Below are 23932 nucleotides of genomic sequence, written 5' to 3'. Positions count from 1 at the left end.
ATGAAGCTGTTTCTCCAAGTATGTTTTTGAATCATTACTTTGGTGATGCACCTCTTTGTTCGCGAATGAAGCATGAAAAAACTCTAAACGAACGATAATGACCAAGCAAATGATTACAAATAAAAAATAAGATTCCAACACCCACTGCAAGAATCAGATTATGAGTCAAGTACATAATACTTAAACTTACAAATACAGCACGTATTGTTTCTAGCCATTGTATATTCAAGTTACCGTTCGCTACTTTTCCGAGCAAGAACAGGGTCAGTAATATTATAGCTGCAATGCTCCATGAGCCCGGGGTATGTGGATTAAAAACCATTGATAAATAAGTATATAAAATAACAGCCATGGCTGTATTCAATATCATATAAATAATTGGTGACTGGGTATTCGGAGGCGGTGTAGATCTTTTAACTATTGGGACGCCATCTTGCTGTAATCGATTAATTATCCATTCAGGAGGCATAAACAACGCTCGGAGCATATTGAATTTATTACTTAAACCTTTTCCATAATGCAGGATGTCTTTAATGACTTTTATATTGGCGTAGAAGGGATTCCATGAGTCCAGTGGTTCAGTTACACCATACTCGGCAGGTTCATCTTCTGGTTCAAAAGTGCCAAATAACTTGTCCCAGATAATTAAACTACCAGCGTAATTCTTGTCGATGTATTGTGGGTTTTTTCCATGGTGCACTCGATGATGAGATGGGGTATTAAATAATAGTTCAAACCACCCCATTTTATTAATGAATGGGGTGTGTAGCCAAAATTGGTAGATGGTATTAAGGCCTACGACGGCAATAAACATCCAGGTCGGGAACCCGATTAAAGCCAAGGGTAAATAAAATACCCAGGAAGACATAGTCTGAAAAAATCCTTGTCTTAATGCAACAGATAAATTGTACTGTTCGCTTTGATGATGCACCGAGTGGCCCATCCAAAAGAAGTTATTTCTGTGGCTTGCTCTATGATACCAGTAATAGCAAAAATCAACGCCTAGCCAAAGTAAAAACCAGGAGAGCGCGGAATGAGGATTAATCGTGAAATAGGCATAATGTTCGTATAAATAATAATAACTGAATAGGATAAATCCACGAAAGGGCAGGGTGCCTATTTCTTCTAGTATCCCGCTGCAGAAATTATTAACTGTGTCGTTTAAAAGATAGAGCCTGTTTTTCTTATATATGGAGATGATAAATTCAATTCCTATTAATATCAGGAATATAGGAGATGCAAGAAGCATGAAATTTATGTCCATATATAACCTTTTTTATTATAAATTAAGGGATTTATTCTCCTTATTACTATACAATTTAACTGTGTTTGTAAATGATCTACTTTATAAAATAGCTATTTTTGCTATTGTAAAAAGGTAAATAGGCCTAAGGGGAGGCAGCTCCTTCGTGGCTAGCTTCTCGGATGACGGCCAAAAATCCTTAACTTTATGGCAGCGAGGCGAGCCTTCCAGTCTAAAATTCTGACGTGCCGTTAGTTTGTGCATTGGATGCAAGCAGATCCTGGTAATATTATTATTGAGTCTCGACAGGCTGATCGATACGATTTTATAAGGACAGTTAATGCAACAGGAACAGAATCCTCAAGTTATAAAACCGCTGTTAATTTTTGTCATTCTAATGCTGATGGCATTAATGCAAACGACTACAGATCAATATGTTCCTTCTTTACCTGCCATTACCAAATTTTTTCAAAGTAATGAAGCAACACTGCAATTAACCTTGACATTTTTTATGTTAGGTTTAGGGATTTCCCATGTTTTTTATGGCCCATTATCCGATCGCATAGGGCGTAAGCCACCCATTTTATTTGGGGTTGGATTAAGCATTATGGGAAGTGTATTTTGCTTTATGGCTCCTTCTACAACAGTACTGATCTTCGGTCGTTTTTTGCAAGGCTTTGGTATTGGGGTGTGTAATTCTGTTGGGCGATCACTGGTTCGTGATTTATTTACTGATCGCATGTTAGCCAAAATTGGCTCTTATGTAGGCATAGTCAGTATTTTTATAATGGCGGCTTCGCCTACTTTAGGTGGATACATTCAGGAACATTTTGACTGGAGAGCCAATTTCCTCTTCTTAATTGTTTTGGGAGTAGCTGTCTGGTGTATGGCTTTGTATGTTCTTCCTGAAACGAATAAGCATCTCAATCCTGATGCAACAAAATTAAGAGTAATGAAGTCTAATTATTCTATTTTGCTGCATAGTAAAGTGTTTCTGGGATACACCTTATGCGCCTGTTTTGCTTTGGCGGGTTTGGTTGCTTATCTGACCATATCTCCTTTTTTATTTCAGAATGAGCTGGGATTGAGTCCCCTTGAATTCGGTCAATTAACTTTTTTTATAGCTGGTGCAATTTGTATTAGCGGGATAGTCAACAGTCAGTTAGTGATGCATAAAGGGGTTTCTTTTATGGTCTTGATTGGTGTGTTGTTTATGATTATTGGTGGCGCGAGCATGTTGTTATGTTCCATTCTGGGAATGAGGCATGTGTTAAGTATTATGATTCCGGTGTCCTTGTTTAGCATTGGGGTAGGCTTCACATTTATTAATGCCTTTGCTGGAGCTTTTCATCCTTTTCCTCAAATGGCAGGAACAGCTGGGGCTTTATATGCCAGTATGCAGGATTTTAGTGCGGCATTGACTAGTGGCTGTATTGCTGCTTTTAAAAGTTTCGGACATTATTCTTTGGCTGTTATATTATTGGCATTTGGTCTAAGCTCACTGGCAGCTTGGTATTATCTGGCGATTCGAGATGAATCGCCGACAACTTAAGAGGACAATATGAAAATAACTGACGCTCAACTAAAAGAAATTATTTGCAAGTTATCTGGAGCAAAAGCAGAAGAAATTAATAACGATACGGCTCTTATAGAGGATTTGCAATTAGACTCTTTGAAAATTGTTGAGCTGCTAGCCATCCTCAGTGAAGACTATCAAATACCAGTCACAGAAGAAGACGCGATGAAATTCCATACGTATAAGAATTTGTACGATTTCACGCAGCAATAAAAAAATTGCTCTGGGGAACTCAAGTATTAGGGACAACGAGCAGATAGGAAAAAATCGCTAAGAAATTGGAATTAATCGCAAACCAAGCCCTCTCCCCAACTCTCTCCCGCGAACGAGTTCATCGCACAGTTCATTTATTGGTCGCGGGCGAGGGGGCTATTGGTTCAAACTTAAGGCTGTGGGCTGTTTTTATTAGTAAAAATTGCAATTGAAATACCTCATCCAATAAATTTAAAAACATAAAATTCCCTCGCCCACGACAGTAAATTATTGAAAACACAGAAGGTGAGTGCGGTAGAGAGTGAACGATAGATTTGAGCTAATGCTCCCCACCCAAGCATAGGTGCAGGCGGCAATTTCATTATTAGAGTGTTTTGTTCAAACTTAAGATAAGAAGTAGCTTGTTTGACAAAATTTCAACAGTAAGGCTGACTTCAACGAACTGTACAACATAAACTCCCTCGCCCGCGACAGTCATTTATTGAAAACACAGAAGGTGAGCGCGGTAGAGGGTTGGGGAGAGGGTAAACCTCGCCCAAAAGCATCACGACACGCTACATAACCGGTTAAATAACCTCTAGCAAGGCGCTGGCGGCAATTCCTCCTCCTCCAGCTGCTACGAGAAGCACTTTTTCACCGGTTTTGATTGGATAATTCGCTCTTAAATCGTCAAGTGCGATTCCAACGCTGGCCCCTGAAGTATTGCCTGTTTCTTCAACAATTTTAATGACGCGCTCTTCAGGAACTCCTAGCTGTTTAGCGACTGATAAGACTAGATTCTTATTTCCCTGATGAGGAACAAGCCAATCAATATCAGCGATGTTCATATTTAATTCCTTCAAAAACATTTGCGCACTATCAACCATACCATGGACGGCTTTTACAAACAGGGCAGTGCTCTCTCTAATCGTAATGTAGAATTGTTCCGGGTTGGTGCAAAGAGCAGCAGGTAAGCGTGAACCACCTGCAGGGGTTGATACGGTGTCACTTACTTCACCATCAGCAAACAATGCAGAGGCGAGAAAACGGAACTCGGCTTGTTCTGCATTTTGAGAAACAGTACAAGCTGCCGCACCGTCACCAAACAGCACTGATGTGGCAAAATTATTTTTGTTCAAAAATTTGGAACGAATCTCACTGGCGATAAGTAATACTGCACCAGAACTTGCCTGAGCAATGGCTGCACTGGTATGTAATCCTACAACAAAACCTGCACAAGCCGCGCCCACATCAAAGGCACCTGCTTGAGACAGACCAAGTCTGTACTGAATTAAAGGACTGCTGGGAGGGGCAATATAATCACCTGAAATAGTTGATAATATAACCTGAGTTATTCTATTTTTCTCATCGGGTTTTTCGGCAAACAATCGCTCTGCTGCAAGAACTGCCAGATCGCTACATGCCTGGTCTTCATTCGCCCATCGTCTGTTTCTGATTCCGGTAGAAAATCCAACCAGGGCTGGATTTTGGGTACTGTTCATCCAGTCTAAAACGTTCTGGTTGCTCATCACTTTATCGGGTAAGGCTATATAGGGGCCTTTAAGATAAACCGGTTTTTCAATACGTAATAAGTTCATTATGATAATAATCCTTCGGAGCTCATTAAAGGTAAACCGCCACTTACTGTTAGTACGGAACCCGTTATAAATGACGTTTTGGACAACAACGGATCCATTGCTTCGGCAACCTGAGCCGGCTCTCCCATGCTGCCTTGGGGGATGATTTTTGCTACTTTTTCCTGATAAAGGGGATTTGTCCAGAATTGTTCTGTTCGCGACGTTTTAATCAACCCCACTCTCACTATATTAGATAAAATATTCCTGGAGCTGTAATCCACGGCCAGGTTGAGAAACAGTCCTTCTAAAGCCGCCTTTGCAGCACAATAGGCAGGATAACGGCTGGTGCCTGTAACGGAAGACAAGCTTGAAATAAGTACCAGACGTCCCATTTTATTGAGTAACATAGAGGACAGTATTTTTTGAATCAGCCAAATATTGCCATTGATATTATTATCGATATAGGTACGGATGGAATTAAACGGTAGAGCATGTAATTTGCGCAGCTGCGAAACGCGAGTAAATGCATTAAGCACTAAACCATCAATAGGATTTTGTAATAATGTTTCCAAATCTTTTTCACAGGATTCAGGTTGGGTAAAATCATAAACAAAACCTGATACCTTCATTTTTTTTTGATGATACAGTTCCAGCGTCTGATTTAGACTCTGTTCACTCGATGCAGTGATGATTATGCTGTCACCCATTTCAAGGCGTCTTTTGGCTATAGCTTGAGCAATATCGGAAGAACCTCCAGTTATGAGCAGATTCATTTTGCCCCCAATTCAATAAGGTGTTTTTCTATACTTGCTCTGGTTTCATAATGCTCTTTTACCAATGGAATTACGGGGATTTTTATTTGGAACTCTTGTTCTAATTCGATGATTAACAAGGCCAGCATTAAACTATCCAGGCCGCCTTGTTCCAGTTTTGCATTTTTATCCAGAGGAAGATTACCTAGGCCAACGCGTTCCATGGTTTTTTGAATTCTATCGCTTAACATAATGTGGTTCCTTAAGATCAAAATATTTACTGTTGAAACGTCAATAGGCCTTTTAGCATGGTTCGGTCCAGCTTACCGTGCTGATTGCGCGGCAAATGGTCGACTAATCGTACACTAATAGGCAGTTTTCTAGGGAGCAGGTGAAGCTGAATCTTTTCTGTTAATTGTTGTTCCGTTAATTGCGGAGCAATGACACTTTGTTCAAAACATGCAATCAAGCGAATACCGTACAGTTCGTCGGTTACAGGCAGTACGACTACTTCCCTTATCCCATCCATCAAGCATAATTTTTGTTCTATTTCTGTCAGATTCACCTTTTCCCCACCGATATTGACCTGGTTATCTCGACGTCCTTTAATCGCAACTAATCCTGATGGGAGAATTTCGGCAATATCTCCAGTGTGTAACCAACCCTTATCTATTTTTTCATTGTGTTCATCACCCAGATAACCAAGCATTATTTGACTACCCTGAATTAATAATTCGCTCTCTTCTGATAATCGCAGTTGCCAGTCACCCACAGGATAGCCTGCATAATTCTCGGAAAAAAGTACATCTTCACTGGAGTAGGTGAGTACTCTTGGAGAGGCCTCGGTCAGTCCGTAATTATTATAAATAATGGCATTCCGAAATACAGTGGTTAATTCTGTTCTTAATGAGAGTGGTAATGGTGCTCCAGCAGAAACAATGCTGGCAATGCGCGCAACGCTTTGTGGATAAAGCCTTGTCATTTTACTGATCGCAACCCAATGAGACGGTACCCCACTCCACATTTGAGGTACTTGTTCTGTTTCGAGAATGTTTTTTATATCGGTGAATTGACTGATGAGCTGAGTGCTGAGCCCTGCCATTAATGCTGGGAGTAATTGGCCTAGTAAACCAAAAGAATAGGATAAGGGTAAAAAAAGTAATTGATCCTCAACACGTGAAAACTGTAAGGCTTTGATGACTGCATGGCAATTAGATTCAATATTTTTATGAGATAACTGAACGGCTTTTACTTGGCCTGTTGTACCGGAAGTAAACAATATTAATGCTAATTGAGGATGATAAGGGCTTGCATTGTGTTGGTATAATTCTAATAAATTTCCCATTTCATCAACAGTCATTGCTTTATTCAGAAGGCTCACCCGTGAGTCCCATTCCTGCTCTGTTAGCGTATTGGAAAAGAGAGCCACAGGTTTATTTATATGTAACGCAGCCATCAACTGAATGGCAAAGCGAACCGTAGGGGAGGCTTCCAGGATGAGAATACCTTGAGGAAGTTTCTTTAATTGCCGAGAATGAACATTTATTTCCTCATGTAGCTGAGAGAATGTAAGGCTTCTATCTGTATCTTGGATAGCCACTTTCTCTGGGAACATGCTGGATAGAAAATACATGAATTCAATCCTTAGTTTTATTTAATTGCCAGCAGGCGATTACCGGCAGGGAATTATCCAATAGATATTTGCGGCAGAAGTTACGCCGTATTTTCCCACTGGTGGTATGTGGTATCGAGCGCGGTGGTATTAGTGCAATACGATTGATTTCCAATTGATGGGCTTGATAGGTCAGTTTAAATATTGCATTAAATAATTCCTCACGAGCCGCCTCATCCATCGCTTCATCTTTTATTTCACACACGAGGGCAAGTTCATATTCCTGATCCTGCTGTATTACAAAAGCAGCACATTTTCCTAAGAAGGGGCGTAAGACCGAATGAGTCAGACTGTATTCGATGTCCTGAGGATAATGGTTCTTACCATAGAGGATGATTAAATCCTTGATTCGGCCAGTAATGTATAATTCATCTTCATGAATAAAACCCAGATCCCCCGTTCTTAAGTAAGGCAGATCGGATGGGTCGCCTTTGATTTTGCCATGAAAAGCATGTTCTGTTTCTTCTTTTTGCTCCCAATAGCCTAAAGCCACGCTATCGCCACGTACCCAGATTTCGCCCACCTGATCGGTATCACAAGGTGTTAACGTATCGGGATCAATTATTTTGACGGTTTGCATCATATTCCCAGAACTTACCAGTACGTAACTCCCTGGGCTATTTTCTTCGGCAAAGTGAATGCGATGATCTTCGAATTGTTCTTTGGCCAGGGTGAGGGTTTTATAGTGTGTTCCAGGAGTGCCGCAGGCAACTAATAAAGTTGATTCGGCTAAACCATAACAAGGGAAGAATGCTTCTTTGTTAAATCCGTAGTCTTTAAAGGCCTCATAAAAATGCTCCATCGTTTCTTTGCGCACTGGTTCTGCGGCATTGCACGCAATTTTCCATGAGCTTAAATCCAACCCCTGCTTTTTTTCCTCTTTAATTCGTTTGACGCAGTAATCATAAGCAAAATTCGGGCTGCTGCTGATGGTCGCTTTGTATTTAGTCATATTGGTTAACCAGGCAAGAGGGCTTTCTATAAAAGCAAAGGGTGACATCATAATCACCGGCAGCATGTTATAGATGGGGGTCAAAATATAACCGATTAGTCCCATGTCATGATGAGGGGGAAGCCAGCTGAATAAAATCGACTCTTCATTGGTGTGGAACGAGGTGCCCAGCAGTTCAAGATTATCCAGTAAATTACCATGGCTGACCATTACCCCTTTCGGGTGCATGGTAGAACCGGAAGTGTATTGCAGGAATGCAGTATCATTTTTTCCTGGGTGGTGAGGGCGCCAGTGAGTGCCTTGCGTTATGTTTATGGAATCGACTGCCAGGCAAGGAATTTGGGCAAAACTTCCTTTTGTCTCAGGATTCGAGCCTGTGAAAAACTCTAAATGAGCAGACGTTAATAAAACTAATTTGGGCGTTGAGTTTTGTACAATTCGTTGTGCTTTTTTAAGTAATTTCTCTTGAGCGGGTGGGTAGATGGGGACCGCAATACATCCCGCATAAAGGCAACCAAAAAAAGCCTGGATAAGGGGTAATCCGGGGGAGAATAATAACAGGACGCGATCTCCAGGTTTTAATCCTTGTTCCTGTAAGGTGGCAGCGATGGCTTTCGCGTGAGCGTCCAAATCGCTATAGCTCATGGTTTCTTCTGATTCTTTGTTGAGAAAGGTGCAGATTATTTTTTGTGGAGCAGTTGATGTTCTATATCCTAATACGTCAACCAGTGATTGGAGTTGGTGAAAATCTTTGTTTATCATAGGAATAGCTCCTTTAAAACGCTCCATGCGTATTGTGGAATTGAAGGACTTGTGCTGCGTAAGACAATCCCCCACCGACACTCATCAACAATATTTTGCCCTTTTTATCAAATAATTGTTCCTCAATTGCTCTGGCAAGAGTGTATGTAATAGAGGCTCCGCCAATATTGCCAATTTTATCTGAATCCCAGAGTATGATTTTATTTTTTAATTGATGTTCATCTAAAAGAACGTCAATTAATTTGCGATTCACCTGATGAGGTATTACCCAGGTGATTTCATCTCTCTCTTTTTGGGTTGGGAGCAGATGGGTAATCATTTCAGTATATCGTTTATAGGCCAGTTCTTTGAGAAGCGCCTCATCGCCTAGCAAATGGTATCCAATGTTATCTATTTGTTCTTGCGTTGGCGGGAACACCCCTTGAGTAGTGAAGGCTTCAACGTATTGGCCATCAGTTGAAAAAAAACTTTTTTCAACTGTAAATGCACCAGTGTCTGATTGTTCGAGAAAAAGAGCCGCAGCGCCATCTGCCAAACCTATCCAGGTTTTTTCATTGGCCGGATCGATGACTTTAGATAAGGTTTCGGCACAGCTTAGTAATACATTTTTATATCCCAAGGCCATAAGGGCATAAGACAGATGCAAGGTAGATAAGGAAGTAGAACATCCTGTTTTTAAATCATAAGCCGGAGCATTTAGGCCTAATTCACCCAATACCGCTGCAGCTTGTGATCCTGTAAATCGTTTATTAGTTGTTGAGCCTAATAAAAATGCGGCAATATGTTCTGGTTTTCGAGTTGCTATCAGTTTTTTTACAGCATTTGCTGCCAGAGATTCTGCCGTCAATGTTCGGGATGCGTCTAATGATTCCCACGGTTTGTGGCACCAATATCGATTATAAAAACCAAACTCTTCTCCAATTTTTTCCGCAAATTTTTCAAGGAATGCTGGGGATTGCTGCGCTGTTCTTGGGAAATGTTGCAAAATATCCAGGTTTGTAATTGGAGCTGAATCAGGTAAGATTCTAGAGGCAGCAGAAATATTAAATCTAATATCGGGTTTTAAAATATCCATAATTTTAATTTCACCTCGGTAAGCCCATGTGCGCAAAACGTTATTGAAACTACACTTGTTTATAGTAGTAGATCAAGTATATTTTTCTTCTTATTTAAATCTAGTGAGTAAATATTGAGATTTGCTATAGTTTATTAGGGGGCGGTTAGTATGAATGGCCACAGGCTTTATATCTGGGATGTTTTTAATCAATTTAGGAGTATAGATGTCTTCACAATCTTCTGATAAAGCTTCGATGAAATGGATAGACAGCCTGATTGATCCCCACAGTTTTCTCCCTCTCGGTTCAGATTATATTGCTGAGAATCAATCTCATTTGAAGGTTGGTGCTGAAGTAATTACCGGCTTGGCAAAAGTGAACCATAGACCTGTTGCTGTCTATGCTCATAATACGAATGAAAACAGAGGGTATGTGACTCGTGAAGGGGCTATCAAGATTATTCGGTTAATGGATAAAGCTCTGGATTTAAAAATCCCTGTTATTGCCTTTTTGGCATCGCCGGGAATTTCTTTGGATCTGTTAAGCGGGGATGAATACACCCAAATAATCAGCAAGAATATTGCTTTATCCGGTTTGGTACCGCAGCTTGCTGTGATTTCTGCACCAACGCTTGGTGCTCCTGCTTATTCGGCAGTGTTGATGGATTTATTATTTTTTAACAAACATCGCAGTTATCTGATGGTCACCAGTCCTATGGTGGTACAACAGGCGATTGGTGAAAAAGTATCTATGAGTGAGCTGGGTGGCACTGGGATGCATGCGACAACAACAGGTATTGCTGATTTTGTGGACGACAGCACTGCTGCTCAAATTAATCATGTCAAAACGTTGTTGAATTTTTTACCTTCTCATTCCAGTGAGATCCCTCCCATTCATACCGCACATGAGCCGTTGCAGGCTATGCCCATTATTCCCTCGAATCCACGCCAGCCCTTTAATATTTTAGAATTGATTCACGCAATTGTTGATAGTTCAGAGGTATTGCAGTACAAAAAATCTTATGGACAGGCGATGATTTGTGCATTTGCTCATGTTAATGGCCATGCAGTGGGGGTGGTTGCTAATCAGAGCATTCGTTTTAGCGGTGCAATTGATTCTGATGCGGCGCAAAAAACTTCAAAATTCATTCGTATCTGTGATGCTTATTCCATTCCTATTCTCACCTTGATTGATGTGCCGGGTTTTATGCCAGGTAAGAGAGAAGAGCACAAGGGATTGCTGCAGCATGGTGCGAGATTATGTGTTGCCATGCAGACTCGGGTTCCCCGCGTGAGTGTGGTGGTGCGTAAATGTTATGGGGCTGCGGCCTTTCTTATGATGCAGACCCGATCTCAGAATGGCGACTTGGTACTGGCACTGGAAACGGCAAGCCTCGGCGTTATGGGTAAGGAAACTACGAAAAAAGTTCACACCACGGATGGACAGGTACAAGAGCAAAAACAGGGACAAAGTTCTGGAGATGGTGGACACATTGATGGCTCGCTTGCTGAGGCTTATTCATTAGGGATCATTGATGAAATCATCAAACCCATGCAAATACGTGCTCGTTTGGTGCAGCATTTGGAATTTTTATACAGGAAAATGGATCAGATGCCTGGTGCTCGTCATTCAATTGTATAAGGAGCAATGATGTCTTCAATAACAGATTTAGTGAATTTAATTGAGTCTTTTGAGCAATACCTCGGTAATCCTGATACATCAGATAGTCCTGCTAATTTTAAACAGATTTTGTTGCATGATGAGCAGGATATTCTGGATTGGGAGCATTTAAAGTATATCCAGGATTGGGGATTTATGAGTTATCTCATCCCTCAATATCTTGGAGGCTCTCTAAGATCTTTTGACGAGATCTACTTGTTAAATAAAGCCATTGCCAAGCGCGATATTACTGTTTCTATTGCTTTGGGCTTAGCTCTTTTTAGTGCGCTGCCTTTCTGGATTGCCGGTACGGCAGCGCAGAAGGCTAGTCTGGCAAAACGAATCCTCAATGGTGAAATTGGTGCTCTGGCTTTGACTGAGGAGGAGCATGGCTCCGACCTGACTGCTAATGAAGTGATAGCCAAACCCGTTGAAGATGGCTGGGAGTTATCCGGGCAAAAGTGGTGCATTAATTTTGGCACAGAAGGTGATTCCGTTTCAGTGCTGTGCCGTACACATGAAAAGGGTGGTCTTTTGGGTTTTGGCCTCTTTTTTATTGATAAATCATTAGTTACAAAGGGTTTTAATCCAATACCCAGACTGCTTACTCATGGGGTTAGAGGGCTGGATATTAGTGGTTTTATTCTAGATAAAGTGCATGTTCCCAAAGAGGCTCTGATAGGGTCTGTACAACGTGGTCTTGAAATCACCTACAAAACATTTCAGATTTCCAGAACCTTATGTGCCGCATTGTCTGTTGGCGGAGCAGACAGTGCTTTGCGCCTTACTTTATCCTTTAGTCTGGAGCGACAACTTTACGGAAAACCAGCTTATGAAATTCCTGCTGTCACACAGCGATTAGGGGAGTTATTCACTCAATTATTAATTGCTGATTGTACCGCGTTAGTTGTGCTTCGAGCAGGAACGATTTTTCCGGAAAAAATGAGCTTTTGGTCGGCTATTATCAAATTCCTGATCCCTGAGTTGTGTGACGATCTGGTCACTCAATGCGGCATTGTTATGGGCGCTCGAGGATTCTTGAGGAACACACCATGGGCAATCTTTCAGAAAATCAAACGAGACATGCAAGTCGTTGGGTTATTTGATGGCAGCACTCAGGTGAATTTATCGTTGATAGCCGGAAATTTATTACCTCAGGCAAGGATGCGTCACACAAATGCATTACGTGATTCTTCTAAATTAGAGCGCATGTTTAATCTGGACCATGCATGTCCGCTATTTGAAGAAGATAAATTAACACTTTTTACTCATGAAGAGGATGATGTATTTGCTGGACTAGCTCAATTAAACTGTGGGCCGATTAATCATCTTATTGATGCGGTCCGGCTTGAAATTAAAAAATTGGACCAACAGGCTGAGCAATTGCGAGAACAAAAATTATTTGATCCCAGGGGGCTGGCAGCATTTCGTCTGGCAGAACATTATTGCTGGCTTTTTGCTGCTAGTTGTTGCTTGCAGTTCTGGCATTACAATCAGGTAAACCTTAGTGACGAATTAAAGCAATTGGATTGGATTAATTTGGCTGTACAATTCATCCTTAATAAATTAGATTCTACTCGACTGATAGACAAAGAGCTTCAGGAGCACATGGCAGAACAGTTATGTTCTTATCATCGGAACAATAGATTATTTTCTGTACTGTCTTCAACGATTGCGGAGTAAATGGATGAATTGGAAAAGAAGATTGATTGCGGCGATGACCAAGAGCAAGTATAAGTCCTTTCTTGTTGATACCTGTAATCCGGAAAAAGCGCGTGACCGTTTATGGACAAAAGAAATTCTTCCTTTAATGCAGCAATCTACTTACTGGCCTCCTTTACTTAAAGGCAAACAATCCCTGGCACTTGACGACTTTCCTATTACTACTTATGAAGAGTATCAAGCCGATTTATTAGCAGCACTGTCTTCGCAGATACAGCCATTTAATGGTGAGCAACTGATATTTTGGTCGGAGACTTCGGGCACTTCCGGGGTGCGAAAATTTTTTCCCATCACTGCTTCTTTCCAAAAGCAGTTTCAACGCACGATGCCACCTTATATTTACACTTTAACACAGCGCTTTAAAAATTTATTTAAAGAGGAATTGTTGTATTTAGTTGCAGTAAATACTAATAAAACCACGCCAGCAGGTATTCCGTCGGGCTGGATCAGTAATTTTAACTACCGTAATTTGCCTGCGTTCATCAAACGTTTTTATGCTATGCCTGATGAAGTCTTTGCTAATGACGAGGTGTATGAACAATGGTCTCCTTTGTATGCCTTGGCTTGTGATTTAAGTGCAGTTTTTGCTGTGACTCCTATGGTCATTGATGCGTTTTATGATCGCTGTGTCGGACGATTTAATGAGTTTCTTCCTTATTTATCGGGTGAAAAACCAGTTCCAGAAGGATTGCCGCCCATCAAAATAAGCAAAGAGCGACTAGTCTACCTTAAGAGCCTGGCAAATAGTTCTTCTCTTACTTTTAATCAGCTCTGGCCATCACTGGAACTTGCCGGTTGCTGGACCTCTGGGCTTTGTGAGTATCCTGCGCAACAATTAAAAAAACGTATGGGTGATAAAATAAGCTTGGTTGATGGAACATATTCTGCTACAGAAGGTTGGTTAACCGTTCCTTTAGAAAGTGGTGGTGTGCTTGGCGGTATCTTGCATCCTGGTGCTCATATAGTGGAATTTATTGAAGAAGGCCTGGATATTGATAAAAGCAATTTAATTCAATGCTGGGAGTTAGAAGTCGGTAAAAAATATGAAGTGTTTTTGACCACTGCGATGGGTTTTGTGCGTTATCAATTAAAAGATATAGTAACGTGTACCGGTTATTTAAATAATGCTCCGAGGCTGGTGTTTTGTTACAAGACGCAACTATTAAAACTGGAGACTTGTGCGGTTAGTGGCCAGGAGTTGCAAGCGATGTTATCGGCAACAGATTTTACTATGGCGCCTCATTGGTATTTTGCCCGTAACAATTCAGGAAATCGAATTGTTTTGGTAACAGATGATACTGTCAAAATACCTGAATCCATAGTAGAACAATTACATCAGCAATTAGTTGAAATCAGTCCAACATATACTCATGGTGTGGGTACAGGAGAGATAGTTCCTATGATTCTGCTTCAGTTGCCAATGAATGAGTTATTAGTCGATGCTCATGCCCAAACCAAGCCTAAATTAATTTCTCAACAGGTTATTGCAGAGCTATGAGTGCACAGAATCTGATGCTAGGGCATGTCTGAGACAATTCCTATATTACGCCGTGCTCTGAGGACTCCTCAACAGGGGGGGATGTTATTGAACAAACTGACCTCAATTGTGTCGTTACCGCGCAGGCGGGAACGACACAACAAGGAACATAATGAATTAATAAAGAACATGTGGGGTGTGACAAAATGCCTGGATCACTCAGTGCCGCGCTACATCTGTTTTATTTTGTAGCCCGTATTAGGCGAAGTTGTAATACGTGAATGCCTTGTACTACAAGGCGCTATCTGGGCTATGAGTCTATGATTTTTGGCCTGATGCTCTTGTTATTACGTCTTATTTATTGAGCAATCTCCAATGCTCCTATTCACTCTTTTATTCTAAAGTATTAATAAGCTGAAATTCAATTTAATAGTTTAAGAAGAACAACTTATCTTTAAATAAGCAATTTGATTTTTAGTTTTATGCAATGTTTAAATTATGTCATATACTTAAAATCGATAGCAAATTAAAATAAGGTTTACATCATGGACATGAAGAAATATATTTTATCGCTTTCACTGGTTACATTAATGAGTTCTTCAGTATTCGCTACGACCCAGGAAGGGGAAGCAGCTTATAATGAGAAACGATATGAAAAGGCATTTATTTTGCTTTCTCCTGAAGCAGAGAAGGGAGATGCTAAGGCTCAATATCTGCTGGGTAAAATGTATTATAATGCTCAGGGTGTAGCTTATAACGCCGACAAAACAGAACAATTATTACTTTCCTCAGCAAATCAAGGGAATGTCGATGCCCAAGTGCTTCTTGCCGGATTCTATTGGTACCTTAATACTCCCGAAGGATTTAAAAAAGCACTGAGCTGGTATCAAAAAGCAGCAGATCAGAATAATCCCGATGGTCAATACGGTTTAGGCTATATGTATGATACTGGCTCTGGCGTGCCACAAAATGCTGAAACTGCGATGATTTGGTATAAAAAAGCCGCTGAATTGGGGAATTCAAATGCAGCTTTGGCAATTGGCTATGATTATGATACAGGTACAGGGGTGAAAAAGGATAAGGCTGAAGCGATTATCTGGTACACAAAAGCTGCTGATATGGGTAATGCCAGCGCCCAATATAATCTGGGCTTGATGTACGAACAAGGTGACGGGGTTGCTGTTGATTTTAATAAAGCATCACAATATTTTGAAAAAGCGGCAGAACAAAATCATGCAAAATCGCAATTGGAATTGGGTTATTTATATGATGCTGGGAAGTTAGGCAGAAGTGATTTGCAAAAAGCTGCATATTGGTACCAAAAAAGTGCTGATTTGGGCAACGCCAATGCTCAATATAATTTGGCCGATATGTATTTTTATGGCGATGGTGTTGGCAAAAATCTGGAGCAGTCCGTGCTTTGGATGCGTAAAGCAGCTGAGCAGGGATACAATAAAGCTCAGAATCAATTAGGGGTGTATTACAGAGACGGAATTGGTGTTACAGCAGATCCCATTATGGCTTATGCATGGTTCAGTGCTGCTGCAAATCATGGTTTTGAAAAAGCCTCACCAAATCTGGCCGAACTTGAAAAAACGCTTACAGCGGATGATTTGATTAAAGCTAAAATGTTAGGTCAACAATATTCGGATAATTATAAGGCTGACGCCGAATAGTGAGAATGTCGGGCGCTTCGCCCGACATTCCATTGGATAATGCATGTTGGTTTTGTCAGCATAAAATTACACGACGTAATAAATATTGGTCACTGTTAAATGATGTTCTCCATCAGCAACTCGTAATGTAATACTATCGCCAACTCTGGCCTTCAATAAGCTTTTTGCCAAGGGGGATATCCAGCTTATTTTTCCTGCATTAATATCTGCTTCATCCATACCTACAATTTGGACGGAATGAGATTCACCATCTTCATTATCGTATTGAACAGTGGCACCAAAAAATACTTGAGTAAGTCCTATTTGACGTTGCGGATCGACTATTTCAGCGCTTTCCAATCGTTTCATCAAATAACGAATGCGCCTGTCAATTTCACGTAAACGTTTTTTGCCATAAATGTAATCCCCATTTTCTGAGCGATCCCCATTACCCGCTGCCCAACTGACTACTTTCACAATTTTAGGTCTTTCATTACTCACTAAATCACGTAATTCAGTTTGCAACATAGCGAAACCAACTGGGGTCATAAAATTTTTAATGTCAGGCAACACTAAGTCAGGCTGCTCTGGTTCATCATACTCATCATCTTCTTTAGTAAACGCTTTGCTCATCACAAACTCTTATTATAGTCGTTATGCCATGTTACTTTAATTATATCACTCTTTATAGAACAACTATGGAGTCCAACTTTTTATTAGCGAGGAATTTAGCCCATTTTTTTCACAGCAAAAACTGTTTATACTAGAGCAATGACTAAGAATAAAAAAGTACCTCGCAAAGTTTCCTCTAAATTGCATCCGCGAAATAAGCATGGTGGTCGTTATGATTTCAAATTGCTTATTAAAAGCTGTCCCATGTTAGCTCCGTTCGTTACATTAAATCCTTACAATGAACTCAGCATTGATTTTTTCAATCCTGAAGCAGTGCTCATGCTCAATAGAGCGCTTCTCAAGCACTATTATGGTATAGCTCATTGGGACATTCCTAATAATTATTTATGCCCGCCTATCCCGGGCAGAGCAGACTACATCCATTATATAGCCGATTTGTTAGGTACTTGTAATCAGGGAATGATACCTAGAGGGGGCAAGATCAATTGCCTGGATATTGGAGTAGGGGCTAATTGCATCTATCCAATTATTGGTGTTCATGAGTTTGGGTGGTCATTCATTGGGGCAGACATCGATTCTGTTGCTATTAAATCGGCAAATAAAATAATTACAATGAACTCTGCGTTAACCGGGGCAATTAAACTTAGATTACAAAAAAATCCCAACGACGTGTTCCAAGGAATTATTCAGCCTAATGAATTTATCGATCTTACCTTATGCAATCCTCCGTTTCACACATCTGAAACTCAAGCACGAGCAGGCACGCAACGCAAATTAACTAATTTGACCGGGAATAAAAATCACCGACCGACATTGAATTTTGGAGGACAACATAATGAATTATGGTGTAACGGAGGCGAGATCGGATTCGTGCGACGGATGATTGCGCAAAGCAAACAATTTTCCAATTCTTGTTTCTGGTTTTCTACTTTAATATCGAAACAAACCAATCTTGAACGTGTTTATAAGGAATTAAACCAAGCATCTTGTGTGGAAATAAAAACCATTCCCATGGAGCAAGGAAATAAAACAAGCCGAATTGTTGCCTGGACATTCCTATCGCAAGAACAGCAAAAGCAATGGGCCGCTACACGATGGAACACATGAAGCTTATCTTCATATCTGATTCATTATGGGTTTTAACAATAGGTGATTCCCCGACATCTATCATATCGGGGGCACGGGCGAGTGTTTTTCTTTATCTGATTAGCTCCGCTTGCAAAATGCAACAGATTCTTTATGAAATTCAGAACGAACACTTCCTCTAATCTTTAATAATGAATGCGCTCGGTTTATCGCTAACAGCATTATTTTTTACAATGCCTCGCTTCTTTCCGAAATTCATTCCCCTGGCCTTAAAAGTTGCATTGGCGATACCCCTGAAATGGTACTAGTTATCTCAATTTCTGGGAACTCGGATATGAGTGATGTTAAGAATTTTTCTGAAAATTGATGCAACGTTGGTGCTGTTTCTAATTCGTTTTTTGCTTGATTAACAAAATCGCTTTTTTCACTCGAAGATAAAACACGTCCTAAATTTTCTTCCATTTCATTGATATAAAATTGAATTTGGATAATTTTACTATATTTTGATGATTTTTCATTAAGATAGGTGGATATCCTTTTAGTGGTTTCATTCTTCATCAGGACTTCTTTACTATATTTGTCCCTAAACTCATCTAAATTTAAATCGCCAGAAAATTTTTCTAATTTGTCTTCATTTTTGTGAGAATTAAAAAACAAAGATATTTGTGAGGTTTTTAACAGTTCATTTGGTAATTTAATTCTACTGTATCCGGATGTAATTGTTTCTTCGCGTTGTTCTAATAAACTAATTAAGTTTGGTATTAAAAATTGGCCAGATTGGTTAACTCCAGTTGTATCACGGCCATAAACCAAAGCATCAGTAAAACATCCAACAGGGCTTGCTTGCCTGGTACCTTCATGAAATAAAACCTTTATTTCTGTTGTGTCATTGAGCTCCCTTGCAATTTCTTCATTGGAAAATGACATTGGCGCAGAATCACTATAGAAAATTCTTTCATTAGCCCCTTCTCTTATATAAACCATCAATACAACGTGTTTTCCACGAGCTTCAATAATAAAGGCATGTCTATAATTTTCAGATTTATTTCTTACATCGAAAACATTAAATAAATAATGCTTTGGCTCTTTCTGAAACTCTACAAGAGGGATTGGAAGATGGTCATCTTCATAAAGTAACTGTGAAATATTCGCCATGTATTTATTGTTTAGATATTGAATAATCAGTTGTTTCCCTTTTAATGTATGATGCTCGTAAACAATAGGAAACATAGATTGGAATCGTTGATCTTCCGCTTGTTTAATATAATGTGAGGGATTAAATTCGTTCATTATGAATGATACCTATAACATTAAAAAATTATTGAGCATCAAATAATGCCAGATAGCTCACATATTAATCAATTAATAATTAAAGAGAAACTAAAAAAGAGCTGCTTCTTTATATTTTGCGTCTAAAGATGAAATGAGCAGCCAATGTAATTGGTCTAGAAAAGCCATGCGCCATATGATAAGTATGCATATATCCATGTATTTCATTTATTTGGACTTTTTTGGTGGGCAATAATACATCATGATGGCGAAAATCTTGGGGTCATTACGGGTTGCTTTGTTAGATATCTATAAATTTGATACCATTTATAACAACATTATTTGTCTTTTGTTTTTAAGGATAGCTCCAACATGACAGAGAACGTGAGTACTAAAGCTAAAGAAAAAAATACCAAAAGAAAAAAAGCAGAAATGACCGTTGGTAATCTCCTGTTTATTGATTTTATTTCCATTATTTTTAGTTTGATGCCCAGTGTTTTTGCATTAAGTATTACTGGATTATTTATTTACCATGGCTATGCAACAAGCTGGGTGGTTTTACCGTTGGCACCTTTTGTTTTGTTCTTTACCTTTATTGCTATTATCTTCTTGATACGAATTTGTTTGCCTCGATTAAAGCCTGGGCGCTATAAGCGCGAATTAAATAAAATGATGGTTGCCTGGTTCTGTCATTTTGCTCTTGCTCGTGCTGCCAAAATCATAGGTCTGATTTCTTTATTGCAGTCATTTAATGTATTGAAATTTCTTTATTGGCGCGCACTTGGAGCCAAGGTTTCTTTTCAAATCATGAGTTCATTTGATATCGATTTTGTTGATTACCCTCTTATTAGCATAGGAAAAAATGTAACTCTGGGCAGCGAGATGACGATTTCCTGTCATTCCGATGTCGGCAGTCTCGTGCTGCTTGCCCCAGTAATCATTGAAGATAATGTGTTTATTGGTATGGCGACCAATATTGGCCCTGGCACTACTATTAAAAAAGGTGCCTGGATTGGCTATGGAAATACCTTTGTAAATCAGACTGTTGAAGAATATACTAAATTGGGTAATGTAAGGCCTACTGCTGAATAAATTATTTAATCCCCATAATTTATATGCATATACTAGGCATTGATAAGCTTGGTTTAAAAACTCGTGATGATGCCCAAGAGACATCTATCAAAATGAGCCATATCATAAAAAATTTCGTATATTATCCAACTAATAATGATCCTCAAACAGCAAACATTTTATAAATAATATACGGATCTTAAGTTGCCCTGGTATTGGGGGCAACTCTTCTTTAAATTCCTGTCATTCACTATATAATCACAATGATAGCATTATGAGCTTTTTGGATTGCTTCGCTAATGCTCGTAAAGATGCACTTATACGAGAAATAAAATGGGGGCACGAAACTTTAACGCGCTAAAGAAAGTACTGTACATCAGGATTATCCTGGTCTTCTAACTGCATTGCCATATGTTCATCATCCTGTGGTAAAGGGAAAAAGGAACATAATTTTTTAGTTGACGGTATTTCTTCATCCATTTGTTCCACAGTATCTCGCTTCATCCTCTTTGCTTTAGGCACGTGTTCCTCTTTGTAAGCATTAGAACGTTTGTTACTCGAAAAAAAGCGAGCTTCATTAGTTAATGTAACCTGAGCTGGCGCTTGATTTTTATGAGTATCCGCAAGAATATTTGAAGAATAAATGATACCCAGAATTGCATCGGGCGAGATACAGTATGCTTTCAAGCGATTTATCACTGAAGGCGTGTCTGATACCGTTTTAATTTCCCACAATAAAAATTCAGCTAAAGGTTTGATGCATTTAGTAACTTGTTCCTCTTTAGAGGGATGTATTAATATTTTTTCATAAAAACTGATCGCATCATGGAGTCGTTTTTCCATGTAAGTCGATAAATCCTCTTTTTCTTCTACATGATTTGGAATACGTCCTTCCAAAAGAAAGCCACAAAGTAATAGGGATAATGGCGTGTTCATTTTTTCCAAGAGTGCGATAAATTGATTTAAGCGATATTCATTGAGCTGCACAGAAATTTGTAACTCTTTCTTATTAAAGCTAAATTTATCAATTTTCTCCTTGTTCAGTATCTCGGATTCGACCAAACATAATAAGTGCTCTAAAGTATGCCATGCGGCTAAATCAATAGTACCTCCAGGGGAGATGGTAATTGATTCCAGCGTTTCAGGAAGTTCTTTCAGGAAGGGAATTAATTGCTCGTCTGTTGTTTTAGGATGAAAATTGCCTTTAAAGTCGAGATGAGTAAGTGATGCCGGCAAATGAGAGAAAGCACTTTTTACCTGGTATGGATTATATATCGGTGTATCGGGCAGATCATACTGAATATAATTATTACTTAAATCAAGATAGGTTAAATTGGGGGGTAAACAATCAAAACCTGCAGCCAAAGTCTTTGGGTCTACATAAATTAATTTATTATTCGCTAGAGATAAATAGGTGGTTCGATGAGGAGTAAACACTTGAAAATTATATTGAAAACTAGCCCTATTACTATTGTTTACTGGAGTTCCAAAGCCATTATTACTTAGATCTAGGTAGCTAAGAGCGCAAAAGTCGCCTTGAAGTATTTGATCAAAGCAGTCGGTTTCATCATTTACAAATTTATATAAGTGATTGTGACTAAGGTTCAAATAATGAGTACATGTATGCTTTCAGTCAAAAGAGTCTACAATGTCATACATCATCGCATATTTTTTCCCAAATTTATTGTCACTTAAGTCTACAAAAGGGTTTTGCAGCTGTAGCGCGTTACGGAAGTCATCAAGAAGAGGAGTGTTTACAATAAAGCGGGTGTTGACTGAGTCGATGTAATCGTTTTTGTAATCGAAATCATAATCATTCTCAATTATCGGATCGCGAAAAACTCGACTGAAATTTAATCTGTTTGGTGTCTGAGCCAAGGCTGAAAAAATATCTTTTGTTTCCATTTTTTGGGGTAATATATTTAAAGTTTTAGGCATTGAAAAAATTTCCCTTTATATAGGTTGTATTTGTAAAAAGATTTTATCGTTCAATTATTAGTCGTCCATTAAGCTTTATGGGTAAATATTGCCTACATAGGGAGATAATGGTATGAATTATTTTTTAGAGGGCGAAATAAATTTACTGAAACGATGCAAATACGAACTAACCTTCTTTTGTAGATAAAAAGGGATGTTATTGCCTCTTTAAAAGAAAAAACTTATGTCGATTTATTTTATGAAAAAGAATTTCCGACAAAGTACATGTATTGTATCGGGCAGCTTGCATTGAGCTTTTTTCTGGAAAATTCGAGTTGTTCTCAGAGCCTGCATATTTGTGGATTTTCATAATAATTTAGTTGTCTTACCTGGTATCTTTTGTATCAATAAACACACAAACCGGTTGATTTATTTCTCTTGTGGTGTAAAAATAACCATCAAATTCAAATTGCAAGGTTATTTTATGCGTTATTCCAGGCTGTTATCATTGATAAATGGGTTGTTGATGTCAGGTAATGTGGTTGCCGCCATAATACCCAATGTCTCCGTATTTAGTCCTTACGTCGATCTGACTTTAAATACACATTGGGATTCTCAAGCCCAAGATATGGTGCCTATGAACTTAACCAAACCAGCCTCAGATCTGGGAATACAATCGTTTCACCTGGCGTTTTTAACCGACAGTGGCATCTGTCAACCTGCCTGGGGAGGCCAGCAGGCTTATGGTCTTGATAAACAATGGGGTAAACAAGAAACAGACTCATTAACCCGTGCAGGCGTACAACTTACCGTATCATTTGGTGGTGCTAGTGGCAGTGACTTATCGCAGAACTGTGATCAAAACCAATTGCTAGGGATATTTAATCAAGTACTAAATACTTATCACGCGAGCGCACTGGATTTTGATATAGAGAATGGAACGGCAAACGTTCCTGAACTAATCAGAGCCTTGAATCTCTTTCATCAACAGCATCCTGAAATCAAATTAAGTTTTACTCTTCCTGTAATGCCTGAAGGTTTAACTGGTGAAGGAAAAGAGGTTATTGTGGCCGCGAAACAGGCTGGTATTCAATTTAATGTAAATATCATGGCCATGGATTATGGGCCTGCATACAGTGGTGATATGGCGGAATATGCCATTCAGGCTGCTACAAAAACCCATCAGTTCCTAAAGGAAATTTACGCTGATAAAACCGCAGAAGACTTATGGCAACAAATTGAAGTAACGCCAATGATTGGTGTAAATGATGTGAATACGGAGCAATTTACATTAGCTAATGCTGATCAATTAAGGGTATTTGCTCAGAACTATAAGTTGGGTGGATTGTCGATGTGGTCTTTTGCACGAGACAAGCCTTGCGCTGATAAATGGGCAAGTCCGGTATGTAGTGGCAATAATCTACAAACCAGAGAATACGAATACGTTACTCACTTGAAGTAAATGCCATTGTTTCTTCCTCTTATTTTGCGCCCTTAGCCGCGAGGCTAAGGCTTTTAATTTTGCCCTTCAATTCCTTCCTAGTGTGTTGCAATTTTCTAAAGAAGTGAGATGAATAAATACGCCTGCATCATATATTTGAGTAATTAAACGCATTAAACTCGAATATGGTGCATAATATTCACAGACTATTTAATTTATAT

At 39.3% G+C, this 23932-nt stretch carries 20 protein-coding genes; 9 read left to right on the top strand and 11 right to left on the bottom strand.

All coding sequences use genetic code 11. The features are described from left to right. Positions 1-34 precede the first annotated feature (34 nt). Positions 35-1264: a sterol desaturase family protein gene (locus tag Q0495_RS13725; RefSeq protein WP_298627292.1), complete on the bottom strand. Its 1230-nt coding sequence runs from the start codon at positions 1262-1264 to the stop codon at positions 35-37. Positions 1265-1583: 319 nt separating this feature from the next. Between Q0495_RS13725 and Q0495_RS13720 the strand changes: the two genes are divergently transcribed. Both Q0495_RS13720 and Q0495_RS13715 read left to right on the top strand, forming a co-directional pair. Further along, positions 1584-2795: a multidrug effflux MFS transporter gene (locus tag Q0495_RS13720; RefSeq protein WP_298627291.1), complete on the top strand. Its 1212-nt coding sequence runs from the start codon at positions 1584-1586 to the stop codon at positions 2793-2795. A gap of 9 nt (positions 2796-2804) precedes the next feature. After that, positions 2805-3032 (top strand): acyl carrier protein, encoded by a 228-nt coding sequence (locus Q0495_RS13715; protein WP_298627289.1) that lies wholly within the window; start codon positions 2805-2807, stop codon positions 3030-3032. A gap of 566 nt (positions 3033-3598) precedes the next feature. Here Q0495_RS13715 and Q0495_RS13710 read toward each other — a convergent pair. From Q0495_RS13710 to Q0495_RS13685, 6 genes are read right to left on the bottom strand one after another with little or no spacing between them, the layout of a single operon-like run. After that, positions 3599-4609: a 3-oxoacyl-ACP synthase III family protein gene (locus Q0495_RS13710; RefSeq protein ID WP_298627287.1), complete on the bottom strand. Its 1011-nt coding sequence runs from the start codon at positions 4607-4609 to the stop codon at positions 3599-3601. Beyond that, positions 4609-5361, bottom strand: coding sequence for an SDR family NAD(P)-dependent oxidoreductase (locus Q0495_RS13705; RefSeq protein WP_298627285.1), 753 nt, complete (start codon positions 5359-5361; stop codon positions 4609-4611). The genes Q0495_RS13710 and Q0495_RS13705 overlap by 1 nt, the downstream gene beginning before the upstream one ends. Then, entirely contained in the window at positions 5358-5591 is a 234-nt protein-coding gene (locus Q0495_RS13700; RefSeq protein ID WP_298627283.1) for an acyl carrier protein, read from the bottom strand. The genes Q0495_RS13705 and Q0495_RS13700 overlap by 4 nt, the downstream gene beginning before the upstream one ends. 26 nt (positions 5592-5617) lie before the next feature. Continuing rightward, entirely contained in the window at positions 5618-6973 is a 1356-nt protein-coding gene (locus tag Q0495_RS13695; RefSeq protein ID WP_298627281.1) for a class I adenylate-forming enzyme family protein, read from the bottom strand. A 4-nt stretch (positions 6974-6977) separates the two neighbouring features. Further along, entirely contained in the window at positions 6978-8723 is a 1746-nt protein-coding gene (locus Q0495_RS13690) for a fatty acyl-AMP ligase (RefSeq protein ID WP_298627310.1), read from the bottom strand. Positions 8724-8739: 16 nt separating this feature from the next. Then, positions 8740-9801 carry a 3-oxoacyl-ACP synthase III family protein gene (locus Q0495_RS13685; protein ID WP_298627279.1) on the bottom strand — a complete coding sequence of 354 codons (1062 nt, stop codon included), beginning with the start codon at positions 9799-9801 and terminating at the stop codon, positions 8740-8742. 205 nt (positions 9802-10006) lie between these two features. Between Q0495_RS13685 and Q0495_RS13680 the strand changes: the two genes are divergently transcribed. From Q0495_RS13680 to Q0495_RS13665, 4 genes are all read left to right on the top strand, one after another. Then, positions 10007-11422 carry a carboxyl transferase domain-containing protein gene (locus Q0495_RS13680; RefSeq protein WP_298627277.1) on the top strand — a complete coding sequence of 472 codons (1416 nt, stop codon included), beginning with the start codon at positions 10007-10009 and terminating at the stop codon, positions 11420-11422. Positions 11423-11431: 9 nt separating this feature from the next. Then, positions 11432-13123, top strand: a complete 1692-nt coding sequence (locus Q0495_RS13675; protein ID WP_367274431.1) for an acyl-CoA dehydrogenase — start codon at positions 11432-11434, stop codon at positions 13121-13123. A 4-nt stretch (positions 13124-13127) separates the two neighbouring features. Beyond that, the gene (locus tag Q0495_RS13670) at positions 13128-14660 is read left to right on the top strand and encodes a GH3 auxin-responsive promoter family protein (protein ID WP_298627273.1); all 1533 of its coding nucleotides are present in this window, start codon (positions 13128-13130) and stop codon (positions 14658-14660) included. A gap of 524 nt (positions 14661-15184) precedes the next feature. After that, on the top strand, positions 15185-16315 hold the full coding sequence (locus tag Q0495_RS13665; RefSeq protein WP_298627271.1) for an SEL1-like repeat protein: 1131 nt from the start codon (positions 15185-15187) through the stop codon (positions 16313-16315). A 66-nt stretch (positions 16316-16381) separates the two neighbouring features. Here Q0495_RS13665 and greB read toward each other — a convergent pair whose 3' ends face one another. Then, positions 16382-16927 carry a transcription elongation factor GreB gene (gene greB / locus Q0495_RS13660; protein WP_298627269.1) on the bottom strand — a complete coding sequence of 182 codons (546 nt, stop codon included), beginning with the start codon at positions 16925-16927 and terminating at the stop codon, positions 16382-16384. 138 nt (positions 16928-17065) lie between these two features. Here greB and rlmF point away from each other — a divergent pair, with 138 nt between their 5' ends. Further along, positions 17066-18034 (top strand): 23S rRNA (adenine(1618)-N(6))-methyltransferase RlmF, encoded by a 969-nt coding sequence (rlmF, locus tag Q0495_RS13655; RefSeq protein ID WP_298627267.1) that lies wholly within the window; start codon positions 17066-17068, stop codon positions 18032-18034. 234 nt (positions 18035-18268) lie between these two features. Here rlmF and Q0495_RS13650 read toward each other — a convergent pair whose 3' ends face one another. Continuing rightward, on the bottom strand, positions 18269-19303 hold the full coding sequence (locus tag Q0495_RS13650) for a hypothetical protein (RefSeq protein ID WP_298627265.1): 1035 nt from the start codon (positions 19301-19303) through the stop codon (positions 18269-18271). Positions 19304-19654: 351 nt separating this feature from the next. Between Q0495_RS13650 and Q0495_RS13645 the strand changes: the two genes are divergently transcribed. Next, positions 19655-20374, top strand: coding sequence for a hypothetical protein (locus Q0495_RS13645; protein ID WP_298627264.1), 720 nt, complete (start codon positions 19655-19657; stop codon positions 20372-20374). 336 nt (positions 20375-20710) lie between these two features. Here Q0495_RS13645 and Q0495_RS13640 read toward each other — a convergent pair whose 3' ends face one another. Both Q0495_RS13640 and Q0495_RS13635 read right to left on the bottom strand, forming a co-directional pair. After that, positions 20711-21790 (bottom strand): leucine-rich repeat domain-containing protein, encoded by a 1080-nt coding sequence (locus tag Q0495_RS13640; RefSeq protein ID WP_298627262.1) that lies wholly within the window; start codon positions 21788-21790, stop codon positions 20711-20713. A 192-nt stretch (positions 21791-21982) separates the two neighbouring features. Continuing rightward, on the bottom strand, positions 21983-22291 hold the full coding sequence (locus Q0495_RS13635) for a hypothetical protein (protein ID WP_298627260.1): 309 nt from the start codon (positions 22289-22291) through the stop codon (positions 21983-21985). A 463-nt stretch (positions 22292-22754) separates the two neighbouring features. Here Q0495_RS13635 and Q0495_RS13630 point away from each other — a divergent pair, with 463 nt between their 5' ends. Continuing rightward, positions 22755-23732 (top strand): chitinase, encoded by a 978-nt coding sequence (locus Q0495_RS13630; protein WP_298627258.1) that lies wholly within the window; start codon positions 22755-22757, stop codon positions 23730-23732. Positions 23733-23932: the final 200 nt, after the last annotated feature.

Origin of the sequence: uncultured Legionella sp., assembly GCF_937871865.1 — a bacterium.
Taxonomy (GTDB): domain Bacteria; phylum Pseudomonadota; class Gammaproteobacteria; order Legionellales; family Legionellaceae; genus Legionella.
The sequence above is the reverse complement of the archived record's forward strand: the minus strand, read 5'-3'. Positions and strand labels throughout refer to the sequence as shown.

Bases quoted from the DNA above. Each gene is read 5' to 3' on its own strand.
- Q0495_RS13725 (WP_298627292.1), bottom strand. From the start codon at position 1,264: ATGGACATAAATTTCATGCTTCTTGCATCTCCTATATTCCTGATATTA.
- Q0495_RS13720 (WP_298627291.1), top strand. From the start codon at position 1,584: ATGCAACAGGAACAGAATCCTCAAGTTATAAAACCGCTGTTAATTTTT.
- Q0495_RS13715 (WP_298627289.1), top strand. From the start codon at position 2,805: ATGAAAATAACTGACGCTCAACTAAAAGAAATTATTTGCAAGTTATCT.
- Q0495_RS13710 (WP_298627287.1), bottom strand. From the start codon at position 4,609: ATGAACTTATTACGTATTGAAAAACCGGTTTATCTTAAAGGCCCCTAT.
- Q0495_RS13705 (WP_298627285.1), bottom strand. From the start codon at position 5,361: ATGAATCTGCTCATAACTGGAGGTTCTTCCGATATTGCTCAAGCTATA.
- Q0495_RS13700 (WP_298627283.1), bottom strand. From the start codon at position 5,591: ATGTTAAGCGATAGAATTCAAAAAACCATGGAACGCGTTGGCCTAGGT.
- Q0495_RS13695 (WP_298627281.1), bottom strand. From the start codon at position 6,973: ATGTATTTTCTATCCAGCATGTTCCCAGAGAAAGTGGCTATCCAAGAT.
- Q0495_RS13685 (WP_298627279.1), bottom strand. From the start codon at position 9,801: ATGGATATTTTAAAACCCGATATTAGATTTAATATTTCTGCTGCCTCT.
- Q0495_RS13680 (WP_298627277.1), top strand. From the start codon at position 10,007: ATGTCTTCACAATCTTCTGATAAAGCTTCGATGAAATGGATAGACAGC.
- Q0495_RS13675 (WP_367274431.1), top strand. From the start codon at position 11,432: ATGTCTTCAATAACAGATTTAGTGAATTTAATTGAGTCTTTTGAGCAA.
- Q0495_RS13670 (WP_298627273.1), top strand. From the start codon at position 13,128: ATGAATTGGAAAAGAAGATTGATTGCGGCGATGACCAAGAGCAAGTAT.
- Q0495_RS13665 (WP_298627271.1), top strand. From the start codon at position 15,185: ATGGACATGAAGAAATATATTTTATCGCTTTCACTGGTTACATTAATG.
- greB (WP_298627269.1), bottom strand. From the start codon at position 16,927: ATGAGCAAAGCGTTTACTAAAGAAGATGATGAGTATGATGAACCAGAG.
- rlmF (WP_298627267.1), top strand. From the start codon at position 17,066: ATGACTAAGAATAAAAAAGTACCTCGCAAAGTTTCCTCTAAATTGCAT.
- Q0495_RS13650 (WP_298627265.1), bottom strand. From the start codon at position 19,303: ATGAACGAATTTAATCCCTCACATTATATTAAACAAGCGGAAGATCAA.
- Q0495_RS13645 (WP_298627264.1), top strand. From the start codon at position 19,655: ATGACAGAGAACGTGAGTACTAAAGCTAAAGAAAAAAATACCAAAAGA.
- Q0495_RS13635 (WP_298627260.1), bottom strand. From the start codon at position 22,291: ATGCCTAAAACTTTAAATATATTACCCCAAAAAATGGAAACAAAAGAT.
- Q0495_RS13630 (WP_298627258.1), top strand. From the start codon at position 22,755: ATGCGTTATTCCAGGCTGTTATCATTGATAAATGGGTTGTTGATGTCA.